The organism is Streptosporangium sp. NPDC004379 (assembly GCF_042873875.1).
Classification (GTDB): Bacteria; Actinomycetota; Actinomycetes; order Streptosporangiales; family Streptosporangiaceae; genus Streptosporangium.
The window spans coordinates 72,980-89,254 of the sequence record NZ_JBIAMC010000014.1 but is presented as its reverse complement, the minus strand read 5'-3'; the positions used below and the strand labels follow the sequence as shown (position 1 = coordinate 89,254).

13 protein-coding genes are annotated in these 16,275 nt (G+C 73.6%); 7 read left to right on the top strand and 6 right to left on the bottom strand.

The genetic code is table 11. The features are described 5' to 3' along the window. Positions 1 to 81: 81 nt before the first annotated feature. Positions 82 to 1,941: a SpoIIE family protein phosphatase gene (locus ACFYSC_RS27275; protein ID WP_389967348.1), complete on the top strand. Its 1,860-nt coding sequence runs from the start codon at positions 82 to 84 to the stop codon at positions 1,939 to 1,941. A gap of 242 nt (positions 1,942 to 2,183) precedes the next feature. Then, on the top strand, positions 2,184 to 3,347 hold the full coding sequence (locus ACFYSC_RS27270) for a glycosyltransferase (protein ID WP_389967345.1): 1,164 nt from the start codon (positions 2,184 to 2,186) through the stop codon (positions 3,345 to 3,347). 239 nt (positions 3,348 to 3,586) lie between these two features. Here the strand turns inward: ACFYSC_RS27270 and ACFYSC_RS27265 are convergent, their stop codons facing one another. Continuing rightward, positions 3,587 to 4,654, bottom strand: coding sequence for a helix-turn-helix domain-containing protein (locus ACFYSC_RS27265; protein WP_362940046.1), 1,068 nt, complete (start codon positions 4,652 to 4,654; stop codon positions 3,587 to 3,589). A gap of 103 nt (positions 4,655 to 4,757) precedes the next feature. Between ACFYSC_RS27265 and ACFYSC_RS27260 the strand changes: the two genes are divergently transcribed. Further along, positions 4,758 to 5,684 (top strand): proline dehydrogenase family protein, encoded by a 927-nt coding sequence (locus tag ACFYSC_RS27260; protein WP_389967341.1) that lies wholly within the window; start codon positions 4,758 to 4,760, stop codon positions 5,682 to 5,684. After that, positions 5,684 to 7,309, top strand: a complete 1,626-nt coding sequence (gene pruA / locus ACFYSC_RS27255; RefSeq protein ID WP_389967338.1) for an L-glutamate gamma-semialdehyde dehydrogenase — start codon at positions 5,684 to 5,686, stop codon at positions 7,307 to 7,309. Before ACFYSC_RS27260 ends, pruA begins: the two co-directional genes overlap by 1 nt. Positions 7,310 to 7,500: 191 nt before the next feature. Here pruA and ACFYSC_RS27250 read toward each other — a convergent pair whose 3' ends face one another. Then, a complete protein-coding gene (locus ACFYSC_RS27250; RefSeq protein WP_389967335.1) occupies positions 7,501 to 8,265 on the bottom strand; it encodes a TetR/AcrR family transcriptional regulator in 765 nt (254 codons plus the stop codon). A 162-nt stretch (positions 8,266 to 8,427) separates the two neighbouring features. On the opposite strand from ACFYSC_RS27250, the gene ACFYSC_RS27245 reads away from it, so the two are divergent. Further along, positions 8,428 to 9,207 carry an ABC transporter ATP-binding protein gene (locus ACFYSC_RS27245; protein ID WP_389967332.1) on the top strand — a complete coding sequence of 260 codons (780 nt, stop codon included), beginning with the start codon at positions 8,428 to 8,430 and terminating at the stop codon, positions 9,205 to 9,207. Next, on the top strand, positions 9,207 to 11,741 hold the full coding sequence (locus ACFYSC_RS27240) for an FtsX-like permease family protein (RefSeq protein ID WP_389967329.1): 2,535 nt from the start codon (positions 9,207 to 9,209) through the stop codon (positions 11,739 to 11,741). The genes ACFYSC_RS27245 and ACFYSC_RS27240 overlap by 1 nt, the downstream gene beginning before the upstream one ends. A gap of 68 nt (positions 11,742 to 11,809) precedes the next feature. Here ACFYSC_RS27240 and ACFYSC_RS27235 read toward each other — a convergent pair whose 3' ends face one another. The 4 genes from ACFYSC_RS27235 to ACFYSC_RS27220 all read right to left on the bottom strand — a co-directional run bounded on the left by ACFYSC_RS27235 (position 11,810) and on the right by ACFYSC_RS27220 (position 14,612). Continuing rightward, positions 11,810 to 12,073 (bottom strand): hypothetical protein, encoded by a 264-nt coding sequence (locus tag ACFYSC_RS27235; protein WP_389967326.1) that lies wholly within the window; start codon positions 12,071 to 12,073, stop codon positions 11,810 to 11,812. 499 nt (positions 12,074 to 12,572) lie between these two features. Further along, a complete protein-coding gene (locus ACFYSC_RS27230) occupies positions 12,573 to 13,082 on the bottom strand; it encodes a helix-turn-helix domain-containing protein (RefSeq protein ID WP_389967323.1) in 510 nt (169 codons plus the stop codon). A 31-nt stretch (positions 13,083 to 13,113) separates the two neighbouring features. Further along, positions 13,114 to 14,049 carry a glycosyltransferase gene (locus tag ACFYSC_RS27225; RefSeq protein WP_389967321.1) on the bottom strand — a complete coding sequence of 312 codons (936 nt, stop codon included), beginning with the start codon at positions 14,047 to 14,049 and terminating at the stop codon, positions 13,114 to 13,116. Then, positions 14,046 to 14,612: a D-glycero-alpha-D-manno-heptose-1,7-bisphosphate 7-phosphatase gene (locus ACFYSC_RS27220; protein WP_389967318.1), complete on the bottom strand. Its 567-nt coding sequence runs from the start codon at positions 14,610 to 14,612 to the stop codon at positions 14,046 to 14,048. Before ACFYSC_RS27220 ends, ACFYSC_RS27225 begins: the two co-directional genes overlap by 4 nt. A 509-nt stretch (positions 14,613 to 15,121) precedes the next feature. Here ACFYSC_RS27220 and ACFYSC_RS27215 point away from each other — a divergent pair. Next, positions 15,122 to 16,222 carry a glycosyltransferase family 2 protein gene (locus ACFYSC_RS27215; protein ID WP_389967315.1) on the top strand — a complete coding sequence of 367 codons (1,101 nt, stop codon included), beginning with the start codon at positions 15,122 to 15,124 and terminating at the stop codon, positions 16,220 to 16,222. The last annotated feature ends 53 nt before the right edge of the window (positions 16,223 to 16,275 follow it).

Here is a 16,275-nt window from a genome sequence, read left to right as displayed (position 1 = left end):
CGACCGCGCATCGATTCGGCCCACCGGGTGGCGTACCGTCTACGACGAAACCCGCCTCACGGCCGCTGACGAGGACGAGCATTGACCGACGCCATTGGCCTTCAGGCCCTGGAGCACGCGCTGAACGCGCTCACGACCAGGGTCTCCTCCCTGCGTGAGGCGAGGTCCGCCTACCCCGCCGACCCCCGGTCCACACTCGACGCGGCGCTCGCCGAGCTCGACACCGCCGGGGAGCTGCTAGAGGCGTCCCTGCGCGAGCTGCGCAGGGCGCCCCGCCGCTCCGGGGAGCGGGAGAGCGGCTCGCAGCGCGAGCTGAAGCTGCTGCGGCAGGTGTTCCGCACCTTCCCGGTCCCCGTGGTGGTGCTGGACGGCTCCGGGGTGGTCCGGCGGATCAGCGCGGAGACCTCCCGGATGCTGGGCAGCCCCGCGGGTTACCTGATCGGCCGTTCCTTCCCGCTGTTCGTGGACGTCTCGCGGCGGGCGGCGTTCCGCTCGCACCTGACGGCGGTGCAGCGCGGAGCCGAGACCGCGACGTTCCAGACCCGGCTGGCCCACCAGGGCCGGGCGCACACGGTGCAGCTCGCGGTGACCCGGCTGGCGATGCCGGGTGAGCCGCAGGCGATGATCGCGATCGTGGTCCTGCCGCTGGAGACGCAGGTCTCCGGCGCGCCCGCCGGTCCGGTGGCCCGGTCGGACGCCTCGCTTATGCTGGCCGCCGCCCGCCGCCAGGAGCTGCTGGCCAGGATGACCCGTCTGCTGCTCGACGAGGAGAGCCTGCGCCAGCCGGTGACCGTCACCCGGGCCGCCCGGCTGCTGGCGGCCGAGGCCGCCGACTGGGTGATCGCCGACGTGGTCCGGGACGGCATGCCCCGGCGGGCCACCGTGCTCGGCCCGAGCGACAAGCCGGTGACCGAGCTGGTCCGCGTGGTCGAGGGGCTCAACCCGCTGACCGCGCCGGCCGTCGCCCACGTGCTCACCGGCGGGTCGGGCGTGGTCCACGAGATGCTGGAGGACGACACGCTGCTCGGGTCGGTCCCGGGCGGCCCGCCGCTGCTGCGGGTCATGGGCGCCGCCTCGGTGCTGATCGTGCCGATCCAGGGCGAGGCGGGCGCGCTGGGCGCGCTGACCCTGGTACGGCTGCGCGACCGCGAGCCGTTCACGCTGGCCGACCTCGGTCTGATGGAGGAGATCGGCGTCCACCTCGGGCTGGCGCTGCGGGCCCGACGCAACTTCCAGACGCGGTTCCAGGCCGCCGAGGCGCTGCGCACCAGCGTGGTCCCCCGCGCCCTGCCGGACATCCCGGGTTTCGAGGCCGCGGCGGTCTACCACGCGGGCTCCTCCTCGGTCGGCGCGGAGTTCTACGACGCCTTCCCGGTGCGCGACGGCTGGGGCTTCGCCCTGGGCGGCGCGGTGGGCAAGAGCGAGGAGGCCGCGCCGGTCACCGCCATGGTCCGCAACGGCCTGCGCGTGCTCAGCGTCTGGGAGTCCGAGCCGGCCGAGGCGCTGCGCAAGATGAACCAGGCGCTGACCGCGCAGAACAGCGGCATGTTCGTGATGGCGGCGGCCGGGTTCGTCCGGGGCCGCAAGATCAAACTTGCCAGCGCCGGGCACCACCCGGCCGCGCTGCTGCAGCCCGACGGCGGGGTGCGTTTCACCGCCGGCGGCGGGGTTCCGCTCGGTATCGACCCCGAGGCGGAGATGTTCGGCGAGGAGATCACCCTCACCAGGGGCCAGACCCTGGTCTTCTACTCCGACGGGCTGGTGGCCTCCCAGAACGAGCAGGGCGAGCCGTACGGCGAGGACCGCCTGGCCGACGTGCTGGCCCGGTCGACGGCACAGGCTCCGGCCACGGTGGTCAAGGCCATCGAGGACGACCGGAACGCCTTCTCCGGCGGGCGGGTCTGGGACGAGGTCGTCATTCTGGCCCTGCGCGCGGTGTGAGCCGCTCCCGCGGGCGGTCGTCCGCGGGAGCGGGCCTCCCCGGCGCGGATCCCGTCCCGGCCGGCGGATCGCCTGGTCAGGAAGCCTGGTGATCCGCCCACCGGCCCGTTCGCGGCAGGACGGGTTTGCCTTCGGCGGATAAAGGGGTATGGTTTTTCTCATACAGATGAGTGCCTAAGACGCAGGCACCCCTGAAGGAATCACAGGCTCCCCACGCCTATACGTCCTCCCAGAGGTGTGCCATGAATATTGCATTCGTCTCCTTCGACACCGCGTCTCCTTCTCAGAGCCGGTCGGACATCGCCGCGCAGCGTGAGCACCTTCTGTCCGTCGCCCGCGAGCTCGGCCGTGACCACAAGGTCACCGTCTACTCCCGCAAGACCTCCGAGGACGACCGGGACCGCGTCCGCGTCTCCCCCGGCGTCACCCTGGAGAACCTCTCCGCCGGGCCCGCCCACGACCTTCCCGAGGACGGCCTGCTGCCTCACCTGTCCGGCCTCGGCGAGCAGCTGACGCGCCGCTGGTGCCAGGAGCGCCCCGACGTCGTCCACGCCCGCTCCTGGATCGGCGGGCTGGCCGCCATCGCCGGCGCGGACGGCCTCGACGTGCCGCTCGTGCAGAGCTTCGGCGCCCGCCGCACCCGTGACGCCAAGAAGGTCCGCGTGCAGCGCGCGATCGCCCGCCGGGCCGCCGCGGTGGTCGCCGGCTGCGGCGACGAGGAGTCCGAGATGATCCGGCTGGGCGTGCCGCGCAACGCGATCTCGGTGATCCCCTGCGGCGTCGACGTCGAGCGCTTCCGCCGCCAGGGCCCGGCCGCGGCCCGCGCCAACCGGCCGCGCCTGCTGCACGTCGGCTCACTGGCCCCGGGCCAGGGCGCCCACACCGCGCTGCGCGCCCTGGAGGGCGTCCCGGAGGCCGAGCTGCTCATCGCGGGCGGTCCCGCCGCCGCGGAGCTGGAGCACGACGCCGAGGCGCACCGGCTGATGCTGCTGGCCAAGGAGCTGCGGCTGGAGGACCGCGTCACGTTCCTCGGGCACGTGCCGCACGCCTCGGTGGCCAAGCTGATGCGCAGCGCCGACGTGGTGCTGTCGCTGCCGCGCGAGGCGGCCGGCGGCGCGGTGGCGCTGGAGTCCATGGCGTGCGGGGTGCCGGTGATCGCCTCCTCGGTGGGCGCCCACCTCGACTCCGTCGTCGACGGCGTGACCGGCCTGCTGGTGCCGGCCGAGCGTCCGGCGCAGACGGCCCGGCTCGCCCGGGAGCTGCTCGCCGACCCCACCCGCCGCACCGCGCTCGGCTTCGCCGGCGCCGACCGGGCCCGCTCGCGCTACTCGTGGGAGCGGATCGCCCAGGAGTTCGCCCAGGTGTACGAGGGCCTGCTCGCCACGCGGCACGCGATGGCCGCCTAGTCCGCCGACGCCGCCGGCGGACGACCGCCGGGTCCCCTTCGGGGGACCCGAAATCCAGGGCCCTTCGGGGCCCTGTTTTTTTGCTCCGCGCCCCCGCCCGGCCGGTCCGCTCCGCATGCCGGTCCGGTCCGTACGGCGGTCCGGTCCGTACGGCGGTCCGGTCCGTACGGCGGTCCGGTCCGTACGGCGCCGCGGGGCTCCAGGCGGGGCTCCAGGCGGGGCTTCAGGCGGGGTGAGGCTCAGAGCAGGCGGGCCGCCTTGAGGGAGAGGTGGACCAGCAGCCGGTCCGCGCCGTCGTCGAGGTCGCGGCCGGTGAGCCGCCCGGCCTTGGCGAGCCGGTAGTAGAGCGTCTGGCGGTGCACGCCGAGCGCGGCCGCGGTCTGCTGGACGTGTCCCGCGCGGTCGAGGTACTCCTCCACCGTCCTGGCCACCTCCGGATCGCGGGCCAGCGCCACGGTCTCCTCGGCCAGCTCCCGCAGAGCCTCCCGGGGCAGGCGGGCGAGCGTCCGGTAGACCCCGAGGTCGGGCCAGGACGCGACGGGCGCGAGGCCCGGCACCCGGTCGGCCACCTTCAGCGCGCTGACGGCCTCCCGCCAGCTCCGCCACGCCTGGGCCGGCTCGCCGCGGGCGCCGCCGACCCCGGCGGCCGTGCCGTACATCGCCTGGACCCGCTGGGCGGTCTCCCGGGCCTGGCCGGCCGGGGCGAGGAGGGCGACCAGGGACTCGCCCTCGCCGATCACGCCGGGGTCGGCGAGCACGGTGCGCGGCAGAGCCCACAGCGCGGCCACCCGGTCCAGCGAGCCGCGGACGGCGATCGCCGCCACCGGGCCGGGCAGGTCGAGCCGGGACAGCGCCCAGGAGCGTTCCTCGGCGTCGGAGGAGAACAGCTCCCGCAGGTTCCCGCCGAGGTCCTGGCGGCGGCGGGCCTCCTGGGCGAGTATCGCGGCGGCCCGGGCCACCAGAGGCGCCACCGACGCGAGCGCGGCGTCGCCGAGCGTGCCGTCGTCGAGCAGCCACAGGTACCCGTAGGTGACGTCGTTGTGGCGCAGCGGCACGCACACCCGGGCGAGCACGCCCAGCGCGGCGTCGGCGGGGATGCGGACCGGGCCGCGCGCCGCGGCGATGCCGTACCCCTCGAAGTAGGCCCGCACCTCGGGGGTCGCGCGGCGGCGCAGGATCGACTCCTGGCGCACCTCGTCGATGTCGCCGCTCTGGGCGCCGTAGGCGAGGAGCTGGAAGGAGCGGTCCTCCAGCGTGGCCGAAGCGCCCAGCCGGGCGGCGATCTCGTCGATGGTCTCCTGCAGCACCGTTCCATTGTCCGGCACTTTGGACAAATGTCGGAAAGCACCGCCGGATGATCGTTGCACATGCACATGCGCCTTCGTTGACCTGCGGTTTTAGCATGAGAGCATGCTCGGTTCCCTTCTTCTCGCCGGTTCGCGGATGCCGCTCGTGCGGCGCGCGGTCTCCGGCGTCCCCCTGACACGCAAGGTCGTCGACCGCTTCGTCGCGGGCGAGAGCGCCCGGGAGGCGGTGGAGGCCGTACACCGGCTGGCCAGTGCCGGCCTGGCCGTCACCGTCGACCACCTCGGTGAGGAGACCCGGGACGCCGAGGCGGCCGCCAAGACGGCCGAGGCGTACGTCACGTTCCTCGGCGCGCTGCGCGAACTGGAACTCGGCGACCGCGCCGAGGTGTCGGTGAAGCTGTCGGCCGTCGGCCAGGCGCTCGGCGCGGACGGCGACAAGATCTCCCTGGACAACGCCCGCCGGGTCGCCGAGGCGGCCCGCGCGGCCGGGGCGACCATGACCCTCGACATGGAGGACCACACCACGGTCGACTCCACGCTCGCGACCCTGCGCGCGCTGCGCGAGGACTTCCCCTCCACCGGGGTCGCCCTCCAGGCGTACCTGTTCCGCACCGAGGGCGACTGCCGCGACCTGTCGCACACGGGTTCGCGGGTCCGCCTGGTCAAGGGGGCCTACGCCGAGCCCGCCTCCGTGGCCCACCAGGGCAGGAGCGACGTCGACCGGGCCTACGTCCGCTGCCTGCGTCTCCTGATGGGCGGCGAGGGCTACCCGATGGTGGCCACGCACGACGACCGGCTGATCGCGATCACCGAGACCCTCGCCGACCGGTTCGACCGTCCCCGGGGCGGCTACGAGTACCAGATGCTCTACGGCATCCGGACCGACAAGCAGCAGGCCCTGGCCGGGGCGGGTCACACCGTGCGCGTCTACGTCCCCTACGGCGACGACTGGTACGGCTACTTCATGCGCCGGCTGGCCGAGCGTCCCGCCAACATCGCCTTCTTTCTCCGTGCCCTTGGAGGCAAGTGATGGATGCCATCTCCAACGTCCCGGCTCCGGTCAACGAGCCGGTGCTGGGCTACGCGCCCGGCAGCGCCGAGCGCGCCGCGCTCGAGAACCGCATCAAGGAGCTCTCCGGAGCCCAGCTCGACCTGAGCATGACGATCGGCGGCGAGCAGCGCATGGGCGGCGGCGCCTCCATCGACGTGGTGCAGCCGCACAACCACGCCTCGGTGCTGGGCCGTACGGCCGACGCCACCGCCGATGACGTGCGGGCCGCGATCGACGCCTCGCTGGCGGCGGCCCCGGCCTGGCAGGCGCTGTCGTTCGACGAGCGGGCCGCGATCTTCCTGCGCGCCGCCGACCTGCTGGCCGGCCCGTGGCGGCAGACACTGAACGCCGCGACGGTCCTGGGCCAGTCGAAGTCGGCGCAGCAGGCCGAGATCGACGCCGCCTGCGAGCTGATCGACTTCCTGCGGTTCAACGTCTCCTACGCCCGGCGGCTCTACAGCGACCAGCCGGTGTCGTCGCCGGGGGTGTGGAACCGGATGGAGTACCGCCCGCTGGAGGGCTTCGTCCTGGCGATCACGCCGTTCAACTTCACCGCCATCGCCGGCAACCTGCCGACCTCGGCGGCCCTGATGGGCAACGTCGTCGTCTGGAAGCCCTCCCCCACCCAGCAGTTCGCCGCGCACTTCACCATGCGGCTGCTGGAGGAGGCAGGGCTGCCGCCGGGCGTGATCAACATGGTCACCGGCAACGGCCAGGCCGTCTCCGAGGCGGCCCTGACCCACCCGCGGCTGGCCGGCATCCACTTCACCGGCTCCACCGCGACCTTCCAGCACCTGTGGTCCACGGTGGGCGCGAACATCGCCTCCTACCGCAGCTACCCGCGCCTCGTCGGCGAGACCGGCGGCAAGGACTTCGTGCTGGCCCACCCCTCGGCCGACCCGGCGGTGCTGACCACCGCGCTGATCCGGGGCGCCTTCGAGTACCAGGGCCAGAAGTGCTCGGCGGCCTCGCGCGCCTACGTCCCGCGGTCGCTGTGGTCGCTGATCCGCGACGAGCTCGTCGGCACCGCCGAGTCGCTGACCGTCGGCGACGTGGCGACCGACCTGTCGGCCTTCATGGGCGCGGTCATCGACGACCGGGCGTTCGCCAAGCACAGGGCGGCGATCGACCGGGCCCGCTCGCTCGACTCGATCGACGTGCTGACCGGCTCCTACGACGACTCCACCGGCTACTTCGTACGGCCCACCGTCCTCGAGTGCGCCGACCCGGCCGACGAGATCTTCGCCAAGGAGTACTTCGGGCCCATCCTCGGCGTCCACGTCTACGACGACGCGGACTTCGACACGGTGATGGACCAGATGGAGAACGTCTCGCAGTACGCGCTGACCGGCTCGATCATCGCCCGCGACCGGTACGCGATCGCGACGGCGTCGGAGCGGCTGCGCTTCGCGGCGGGCAACTTCTACGTCAACGACAAGCCCACCGGCGCGGTCGTCGGGCAGCAGCCCTTCGGCGGCGCCCGCTCCTCGGGCACCAACGACAAGGCCGGCTCGATCTACAACCTGATCCGCTGGGTGAACTCCCGCACGATCAAGGAGACGTTCGTCCCGCCGACCGACCACCGCTACCCGCACATGGGCTGACGTCCGCCCCGGCCGCTCCGGCCGGTCGCGGGAGGCGGCGACGCCCGGGTCTCAACGGCGAGACCCGGGCGTCACCCTTTTCCACCGCTCCCGCCTCCCCCGGGCGCTGGAGACGCCCCCGGGCACCGGGCGGACCGGGCACGGCGATCGGGGCTCGGACCCCGCCGACGTACGGGCGGGCCCTGCGTGGCTTACGTGGCCGAAGAGGCCGTCAGCCCCGCGATGATGCAGCCGACGCCGAACTCGAAGTCGGCGTCTTCGTGGCGTTCCGGCGACTCGCGGTAGAGCCCGCCCTCGAAGAGGGCGGCGATCCGCGGCATCCCGCGCTCGACGAGCAGCGGGCCGACGAGGTCGACGAGGTCGACGATGGCGGACCCCTCGACCACCGGCGTCCGGTTCCCGGCGAGATCGCGGGCCGCCGCGGAGCTCCACCGGACGTAGCCGTCGAGGAGCCCCGCGGCGCGCAGCGTGCCCACGTCGTCCAAGCCGCTGCCACCGAGGCGTTCGAGGAGGATCTCGAGCCAGGCCAGCGCGTGCGGGGTCACCGGGACACGGACGCTCAGGTCGGCGAGCCAGGGGTGCCGCACGTAGCGCGCGCGCAGGGAGCGCGCCCATTCCGCCACGGCGTCCTGCCAGCGGTCGAACGTCCGTTCCGTGCGTTCCGGAGCCCCCAGCGCGTGGTCACGCAGCAGGAGGTCGAGCTCCTCGCGTGAGTCGAGGTAGCGGTAGAGCGCGTTGGTCGTGACCCCGAGCTGTTCGGCGATCCGTACGAGGGACAACCCCTGGAGCCCTTCGGCGTCGGCGAGCGACACCGCCGCGTCGAGGATCATCGGGATCGACAGCGACGCCTTGGGGCCCCGTCTCGGCGCCGGATCGGCGACCCCCCACGCGCGGCGCAGGCCGCCGGGAAGCCCGGCGCTTTTCTCGTGGGAGGCGTCGGGCGGGGCCTTCGTCATCGTCCCATGGTATCCGTGTGACCCTCGCACTGATCGGGCGGCCCGCTGTGCCCCCGCCCGGGAACCGGTACCCGATAAAACAGTGCATGCCTCATACTGTTCATTCATTACACTATTTATGGTGATGATCTGACGGCTTGGGGCCGAGGATGGAGAAGTCGGATGGACGTCGGCGAGCAGCCGCCCGGGGGCGGGTCCACGGGGATCCCGGTGGCACTCGACACGGTGACGAAGGTCTACGGAACGGGCGAACAGGAGATCCGCGCGCTCGACGGGGTGTCGCTGGAGCTGAGCGCGGGGTCGTTCACCGCCGTCATGGGCCCTTCCGGGTCGGGGAAGAGCACGCTCATGCACTGCGCGGCGGGCCTCGACTCCCCCACGTCCGGATCGGTCACGCTGGCCGGGCAGGCGCTCGGCGGCATGTCCGAGGACCGGCTCACGGAGTTCCGGCGTGACCGGGTGGCCTTCGTGTTCCAGTCGTACAACCTCGTCCCCACCCTGACCGTCGCGCAGAACGTCGCCCTTCCGATGACCCTCGCGGGCCGCGCCCCGGACCGGCGGCGCATCGAGCGGGCGCTGGAGCGGGTCGGGCTCTCCGGACGGCAGGCCCACCATCCGGGCATGCTGTCCGGCGGCCAGCAGCAGCGCGTCGCGATCGCCCGCGCTATGGCGGGCGAGGCCGACGTGCTCTTCGCCGACGAGCCGACCGGGGCACTCGACACCGTGACCGCCGCCCGCGTTCTCGAACTTTTGCAGGACTCGGCCCGTGAGACCGGCCAGACCATCATGATGACGACGCACGACCCCGTCGCCGCGTCGTACGCCGACAGCGTGGTCTTCATCGTCGACGGGCGCGTCGCCGGCCGGATCGACCGCCCGTCGGCCGGGAGGGTCGCCGAGCTCCTGGCGCACCTCGCCGCCGGCCGTACGGCGGTGCGCTGATGCTCGGTCTGGCCCTGAGCGGCGTCCGTCACCGGATCGCCGCGTTCGTCGCCGTGTTCGTCTCCGCGCTGCTGGGGGCGGCCCTCATCGTCCTTTCCGGCTCGCTCTTCGAGACGGGCATCCGGCTGACCGCGCCGCCCGAGCGCCTCGGCGCCGCCCCGCTCGTCGTCATCGGGGACGCGAGCTACCGGATGCTCGACGGGGACGGGCGCCCCACGACGGACTTCCGCCCCTACCCCGAGCGGCACCGGCTCGGCGCGGACGTGACGACCGCGCTGTCCTCGGTGGAGGGCGTCGGCGCCGCGGTACCGGTGTCGTTCTTCCCCATGACCGCCGTCCGGAGCGACGGGTCGGCGGTCACCGTCCTGGCGCAGAACTGGTCGTCGGCCGCGCTGGGCCCGTTCCCGCTGTCCGGAGGCGCCGCGCCCACCGCCCCGGACGAGATCGCGATCACCCCGGCCCTGTCCCGGCCGCTCGGCCTCGAACCCGGCGGAACCGTGAGGCTCACGGTCCAGGGCGACGCCGCGGACCACCGCGTCTCGGCCGTCGCCGGAGACACGGACTCACCCCCCGTGATCTTCATCTCCGACGGGAGGGCGCGGACGCTGGGCGGCACGGAACCGGTCGACGCCGTCGGCGTCCTGCCCCGGCCGGGAGCGGACACCGACGAGGTGGCGAGGCGCGCCGCCGCCGCGGTCCCCGGCTCGACGGTGCTCACCGGGGACGGCCGCGGCGCCGCGGAGGATCCCGCGGTCCGGGCCGCGCGCACCCCCACGATCGTCATCGGAGCGGTGTTCGGCGGCATCGTGCTCATCGTCCTGGCGACCGTCGTCTCGGCCACCGTGAGCCTTTCGGTCAGGCAGCGCGCCAGGGAGATCGGCCTGCTCCGGGCCGCCGGCGCGACCGGCCGGCAGGTGCGGGGGCTCATCGTCTCCGAGACCATGATCGTCGGTGTGGGCGGGGCGGCGCTCGGCCTCGCCGCCGGGATCCCGCTGGCCCACCTGGTCTTCGGTGTCATCACCGCCGCGGGGGTGGTGCCCGGCACGCTCCGCCTGGAGGCGGGCGCCGTCCCGCTCGCCGTCGCACTGGTCGTGACCTCGCTCGCCGTCTGGTCCGCCGCGCGGTCGGCCGCCCGCCCCGCGCGGCGGTCCCGGGCGATCGACGCGATGCGCGAGGCGGATCTGCCCCCGTACCGCGTCGGCGCCGCACGATGGGCGTTCGGCGTCCTCTTCGGGATCGGCGCCGTGGCGCTCGCCGTCGTCACCTGCCTGATGAGCCCCTCCGTGGTGTCCGCGACCAGCGGTCCCGCGGTCCTCGCCGGGAGCGTCTCCGCCGCCCTGCTGGCGCCGGCGATCCAGCGCCTCGGGACCCTGACGCTCCGCCCGCTCGTACGGCTCGCCGGCGGACGCCTCGGGACCCTCGGCGCGGACAACGTCCGGGCGCGCGCGGCCCAGCTCGCGACGGTGAGCTCCTGCGTGGCGCTCGTGATGGGGATCGGCGGGGGCAATCTCGTCGCGCAGTCGATCCGGCTCGCGGCCCAGGAGGAGTCGTCGGTCGCCACGGTCGGCGCGGACTTCACGGTTCAGGTGCCCGGCGGCGCCGGGCCCGGCCTCGTCGGCGCCCTGGAGGCGGTCCCGGGAGTGGACGCCGCGAGCGCACTCGTCATGAGCGGCGGCTGGATCGAACGCCCGTACGACGGCTCGCACCGTGACCGCCCGTGGCCGGTGCGCGGGGTGACGGCCGCGGGAGCGGGCCGCGTCCTCACCAACGAGGTCGTCACCGGATCCCTGTCCGATCTCACCGGCGCCGCCGTCGCGCTCCCGGCGGCGAACGCCGGAGAACTCGGCGTCGCGGTCGGCGACACGCTGCTGTTCCGGTTCGGCGACGGCGCGGCGAAGGAGCTGCGCCTCGTGGCGACGTTCGAGGACCGGGCGGGCTACGAGAACCTGCTGCTTCCCGCCGGACTCCTCGCCGCCCACACGACCGGACGCGGCATCGGGCAGGTCGTCGTCCGCGGCACCGGGGACCTTCCGCCCGGCGACCTCCGGACCCGGCTCGCACACGCCGTCGCCGGGCAGCCGGAAGCCGTGGTGCGGGGCCGCGAAGGCGTCGAAGCCGCGTTCCGGCCGGGACTCGGGGTGCAGGCGCTCGTCGACTCCCTGCTCGTCGCCATCACCGTCGCCTACGCGGCGATCGCCGTCGTCAACACCGTGAGCGTGTCCGTCCTGTCACGGCGACGCGAGCTGGCCCTGCTGCGGCTCGCGGGGGCGACCCGGCGGCAGGTCCGCAGGATCGTCCTGACGGAGATGGCGATCGTCGCGGCGACCGGGATCGGCGCCGGGCTGGCCGTCGCCGCCGCCGCCGTCCTCCCCACAGCGATCGCGGTCTCCGGGGACGTCCTCACCGGCGGATCGGCGGCCGTCGCGCTGTGCCTGCTGCTCGTCGTGGCGGCGCTCGTGACGCCGGTGACCTCGGTCGCGGTCCGGCGGGCGATGGCCAGGAGGCCGGCGGAGGTGCTGGCGGAACCGGCATGACGATCGAGGCGGCGACGCCCGGGGCTCAACAACGAGACCCGGGCGTCACCCTTTTCCGCTCTTGAGCCTCACGCTGACGCGTCGATACGCCGGGCCAGCGCGAGATAGCTTTCGATCGCTCCTGGCAGGACGTCGAGGTGCACGATCGTGCCGTTGGGGTGAGAAAGAAGGTCGACCACGACCGCTACGGCAGGCGCGTCTTCGTCTCCGGCGATGACCAGAGCACCGGGCGTGATGATCGATGGATCGCGCGCCTCGTCGAGAAACGTCCACACATACCCGGTGTGATCTTCAGCGTTGAGATCGGCGGCGATGTCAATATTGATCGTCACGTTCGCCTCCTCGCCCGGTGTCCCATCTCACCATACTGAGGGTTCGCTTGCGGCGGACCAAGCAGATTCAGCAACGACTCCACGCGGTCCAAACTGCCTAACAGCAGTGTCACATGGGGGCGATCAAACGTTGGCAACAAGGGGAATCCAGCCGCTGACACCTCCCCCACCGGGATGAGATGGACGACGCGGTAGGTCGATAGCTTCCCAGCCTGGATTCCGTCCAGCGACGCCGGGCCGATGTCGTCCAACGCGGCGAAGACGGAGATTCCCAAGACAGGAGCGCCGTCGAGCACGAAAGCCCGACGGACACGCTCAGCATGGGACCTGAGTTTCCCCAGCGAGTCAGGCCCGCCCCGTACAAGCAGAGTCGACTTCGGGGGTAAGGGCTCATCCCGCACGAAGTCTCTGAGGTCCGGGAGTTTCGACACTCCGGCGCCATACCGACGACCGACTTCCTGTGTGGGTCAGTAGGACGATCCTGCTTCTTTCCAAAAGGTCAATAGGGCAATTCTTCCCCTTTTGCGATCTCAATGATCCTCCGGCGGCCCTCGGCGCGGTGTTCACGACGAACCTGGAACTCCAGGACATCCGCAAGGCGGATCAGACGATGACGACTGTCCGGCAGACGCTGGAAGGGGATCTCACCCTCGTCGAGCAACCTGACCACGAAGGGGCGTGACAGGCCGAGCATCCGGGCGACCTCGTTCGGGGTCAGCCGGGTCTCCACCGGCAGAGCGAGAACGGCGTTGCCCCTCGCGAGATCATGGGCCGCGGCCAGGACCAGGCTCACCAACGACCGGGGCAGTTCGATGTCGGCGCCGTCGGGGCCGCGCAGCACCAGCGACGCCTGCTCAGCGGCTATGGCTTCTTCCACGTGGGCCAGGAGCTCGCGGTCATCACTGTCCGCCTCGATACGCGTGGCATCGGCCAGGACTCCGGAACGGGACATGGCGCCTCCAACTCGAAAGCTTATCTGCAATAAATGTAACCCGATGGCGTCGAACACGCCACACGATGACCGAGCGCGTGAACGCGGGTCAGGCCGTCTCCGCCAGCAGGCGGTCCCAGTCGGACAGGAAGCGGGGCAGGCCGTAGCGGGACAGGGCGGCGGCGCGAGCGGCCCTGCCCGTCCGCGCGGCCAGAGCCGGGTCGGCGGCGAACGCCTCCAGGGCGGCGACCAGGGTGGCGACGCGGGTGGAGATCACCCCGGCCTCGGCGGGCACGGCCTCGACGGCCTCGGTGCAGGCCGGCGCCACCACGGGCATGCCGAGCAGCATGGCCTCGATCAGCGAGAGCCCCAGCGAGGTCCACCGGTAGGGGTGCAGGTAGACGCGCCGCCGGGCCAGCTCGGCGTGCATCCGCTGCTGCGGCAGGTCCTCGAAGGTCCCGTACGGCAGGCCGGTGACCTTCATCCCGAAGAGATCCAGCGGCACGGCGGCGGCGAAGCGCGGGAGCAGGTCGGTGCCGGCGACGCGGGTACGGCGGACCGGCTCGTTGACCACGACGCCGGCGCGGGGCAGCTCCCCGGTGTAACGGTGCCCGGGATCGACGACGCCGTGCTCGATGACCCGGGCGGGGGCCAGGCCCGAGTCCCAGAACAGATCGTTGAAGTGCGTCACGTGCACCAGCGGGATGTCGGAGCGGCCGGCCAGCGGGTGGCGGGTGCGCGGGACGTCCCCGGCGGGGGTGTTGTGCTCGACGTAGACGGCCGCCAGATCGCGTCCCGGGCGGCGGCCGAGCCACTGTTCGGCGAGTTCGGCCTCGTGGGGCCGCTGCAGGACGGCGACGTCGATCTCCTCGTCGCGGAGCCGGTCCCACGGCACCTCGCGGACGTTCTGCGGCCAGGAGAAGGTGCGGGCCCGGCCGCGGCCGTCGGGTCCGCGGTCCGGGACGAGCGGCACCAGGTAGTCGTGACCGCCCTGGACGAACGCGGTGGTCCACGACCCGTGCACGTGCCACAGCAGGATCTTCACGCGGGCTCCTCGGTATCGGCCCGCACGGTCTCGGCGGGAACGGGGCGCAGGATCAGGTCCACGGCGGCGGCGAGGTCCGCGGCGACCTCGGACGCCGCCGCCACCTCCTCGGGCAGGGTGACCGGCGTCGGGACGAGGATGCCGCGCGCCCCGGCCGCGCGGGCGGCCCCCACGTCGCGTCCGATGTCGCCGACGACCACGCAGTCGCGGGCGTCGACGCCGAGGACGGCCGCCGCGTGCAGCACCAGCCCCGGAGCGGGCTTACGGCAGGCGCACCGGTCGTCCTCGCCGTGGGGGCACACCGCCCAGACCGCGAACGGGCCGAGCAGCTCCTCCACGCGCCGGTTGACGTCCTCCAGCGCGTCCGGGGTGAGGAGGCCCCTGGCGACCCCCGACTGGTTGGTCACCACCCCGACCGGGATCCCGGCCCGGCGCAGCCGGTCCAGCGCGCGGCGGGCGCCCGGCACCGGCCGTACCCGGCCGGGGTCGGCGTTGTAGGGGACGTCCTCGACGAGGGTCCCGTCCCGGTCGAAGAGCACCGCGGCGGGACGGCGGGCGGGCAAGGGCACCTCCAGGCGGACGGACGGCGGCGGACCCTCCGCGCCGGACCTGCTCACCGGGGAACGGCGCCTCCGGGCGGACCGGCGGTGTCTCCAGGCGGGACGGCGACGTCGTCTTCCCCGGACGGGCGGCGCGGACCCGGCGCCACGGGCTCTCCGGAAGGCCATACGGGATGGTCTGCGATTTCCCGGGCCCGGGATCTTCCAAACGGCTCCTTACCAGGACAGGACGCGGCTTGTGCTTCGTCTACCTTCCCCTGCGGGAAATCCGAGGTTTGAAAGACGCTTCCCTCGGTAGTCGTGCGCGTACCTCAACAAGGGGGCGCAATGCGATTTCTCGTGATGAATGCGATTTCTCATGATCCTGCCGCCGCGTCGGCCGCCGGCGGACGCGTGGCCCCGGCGGCCGTGACGGCCGTACCGACCCCGGCCGCCGTGACGGCCGCGTCAGCCGTGACGACCGCGATGGCCGGGAACCCGCGCGCGGCCCGCCGGGCGGAGGTGTCCACCGCATGATCACCGTGGTGGTCCCGACCGTGGGCCGGCCCAGCCTGGCCGCGACGCTGGCCGCGATCGACCCGGGTCCCGACGTCATCGTCGTGGACGACCGGCCCGAGCACGTCCCCGACCCCCGTACCGACCTGGCCGACGCCGTGATGTGCGAGCTGCCGGGCCTGATCGAGGCGTACCCGGCGGAGACGTACCCGGCGGAGGCGCGCCCGCCCGGCGGCGACGGCGAGGCGGGACAGCGGATCCGGGTGGTGCGCTCGGGCGGACGGGGCCGGGCCGCCGCCCGCAACGCCGGCTGGCGGGCCGCGGACACCCCGTGGGTGGTGTTCCTCGACGACGACGTGATCCCCGCCCCCGGCTGGGTGCGGGCCCTCCACGCCGACCTGGCGGACCTCCCCGCCGACGTGGCCGGCAGCCGCGGCCGCGCCGAGCCCCCGTCCGAAGCCGTACGGCCGGACGGCGTGAGGCGCGGCGCCGCCGGGCGACCGGCCGGCGAGGGACGCGCCGCCGGCGAACCGGCGGACGCCGGCTGGGCCACCGCCGACATGGCCTACCGGCGGGACGTGCTGAAACGGGTCGGTGGGTTCGACGAGCGTTTCTCCGGCGCCTTCCGGCAGGACGCCGACCTCGCGCTGCGGGTGACGGCGGCCGGCCACCGCCTGGTCAGGGGTGAGCGCGTCGCCCGGCACCCGTCCCGGGACGACGGGCCGTGGGCGAGCGTGCTCCGCCAGCGCGGCAACGCCGACGACGCGCTGATGCGCCGCCTGCACGGCGCGTCCTGGCGGACGGCCGTCGGCGGCGGCCCGGGACGGCTGCCCCGCCACGCGCTGACGACGGGGCTGGGAGCGCTGGGCCTGCTGGCCGGCGGCCTGGCGGGCAGTGTCGCCGCGCGCGGCGGACCGCGGGCCGCCGGGGCGCTGCGCGGCACGGCGGCGCTGGCCGGAGCGGGCTGGCTGGCGCTGACCGCGGAGTCCGCCTGGGCCCACATCGCCCCGGGGCCGCGCACCCGGCAGGACATACGGCAGACGCTGCTCACCAGCATGCTCATCCCGCCCGCCGCCTGTGCCCACCGGCTGCTGGGCGAGTGGCGGGCCCGCCGGTGACGTCCGCCGGGACCCCGCCCCGGCCCCATAAGGCTCTATAAGGCCATAAAGCC

Coding starts and splice junctions, on each gene's coding strand:
- ACFYSC_RS27270 (WP_389967345.1), top strand. CDS start 2,184: ATGAATATTGCATTCGTCTCCTTCGACACCGCGTCTCCTTCTCAGAGC.
- ACFYSC_RS27260 (WP_389967341.1), top strand. CDS start 4,758: ATGCTCGGTTCCCTTCTTCTCGCCGGTTCGCGGATGCCGCTCGTGCGG.
- pruA (WP_389967338.1), top strand. CDS start 5,684: ATGGATGCCATCTCCAACGTCCCGGCTCCGGTCAACGAGCCGGTGCTG.
- ACFYSC_RS27250 (WP_389967335.1), bottom strand. CDS start 8,265: ATGACGAAGGCCCCGCCCGACGCCTCCCACGAGAAAAGCGCCGGGCTT.
- ACFYSC_RS27245 (WP_389967332.1), top strand. CDS start 8,428: ATGGACGTCGGCGAGCAGCCGCCCGGGGGCGGGTCCACGGGGATCCCG.
- ACFYSC_RS27240 (WP_389967329.1), top strand. CDS start 9,207: ATGCTCGGTCTGGCCCTGAGCGGCGTCCGTCACCGGATCGCCGCGTTC.
- ACFYSC_RS27215 (WP_389967315.1), top strand. CDS start 15,122: ATGATCACCGTGGTGGTCCCGACCGTGGGCCGGCCCAGCCTGGCCGCG.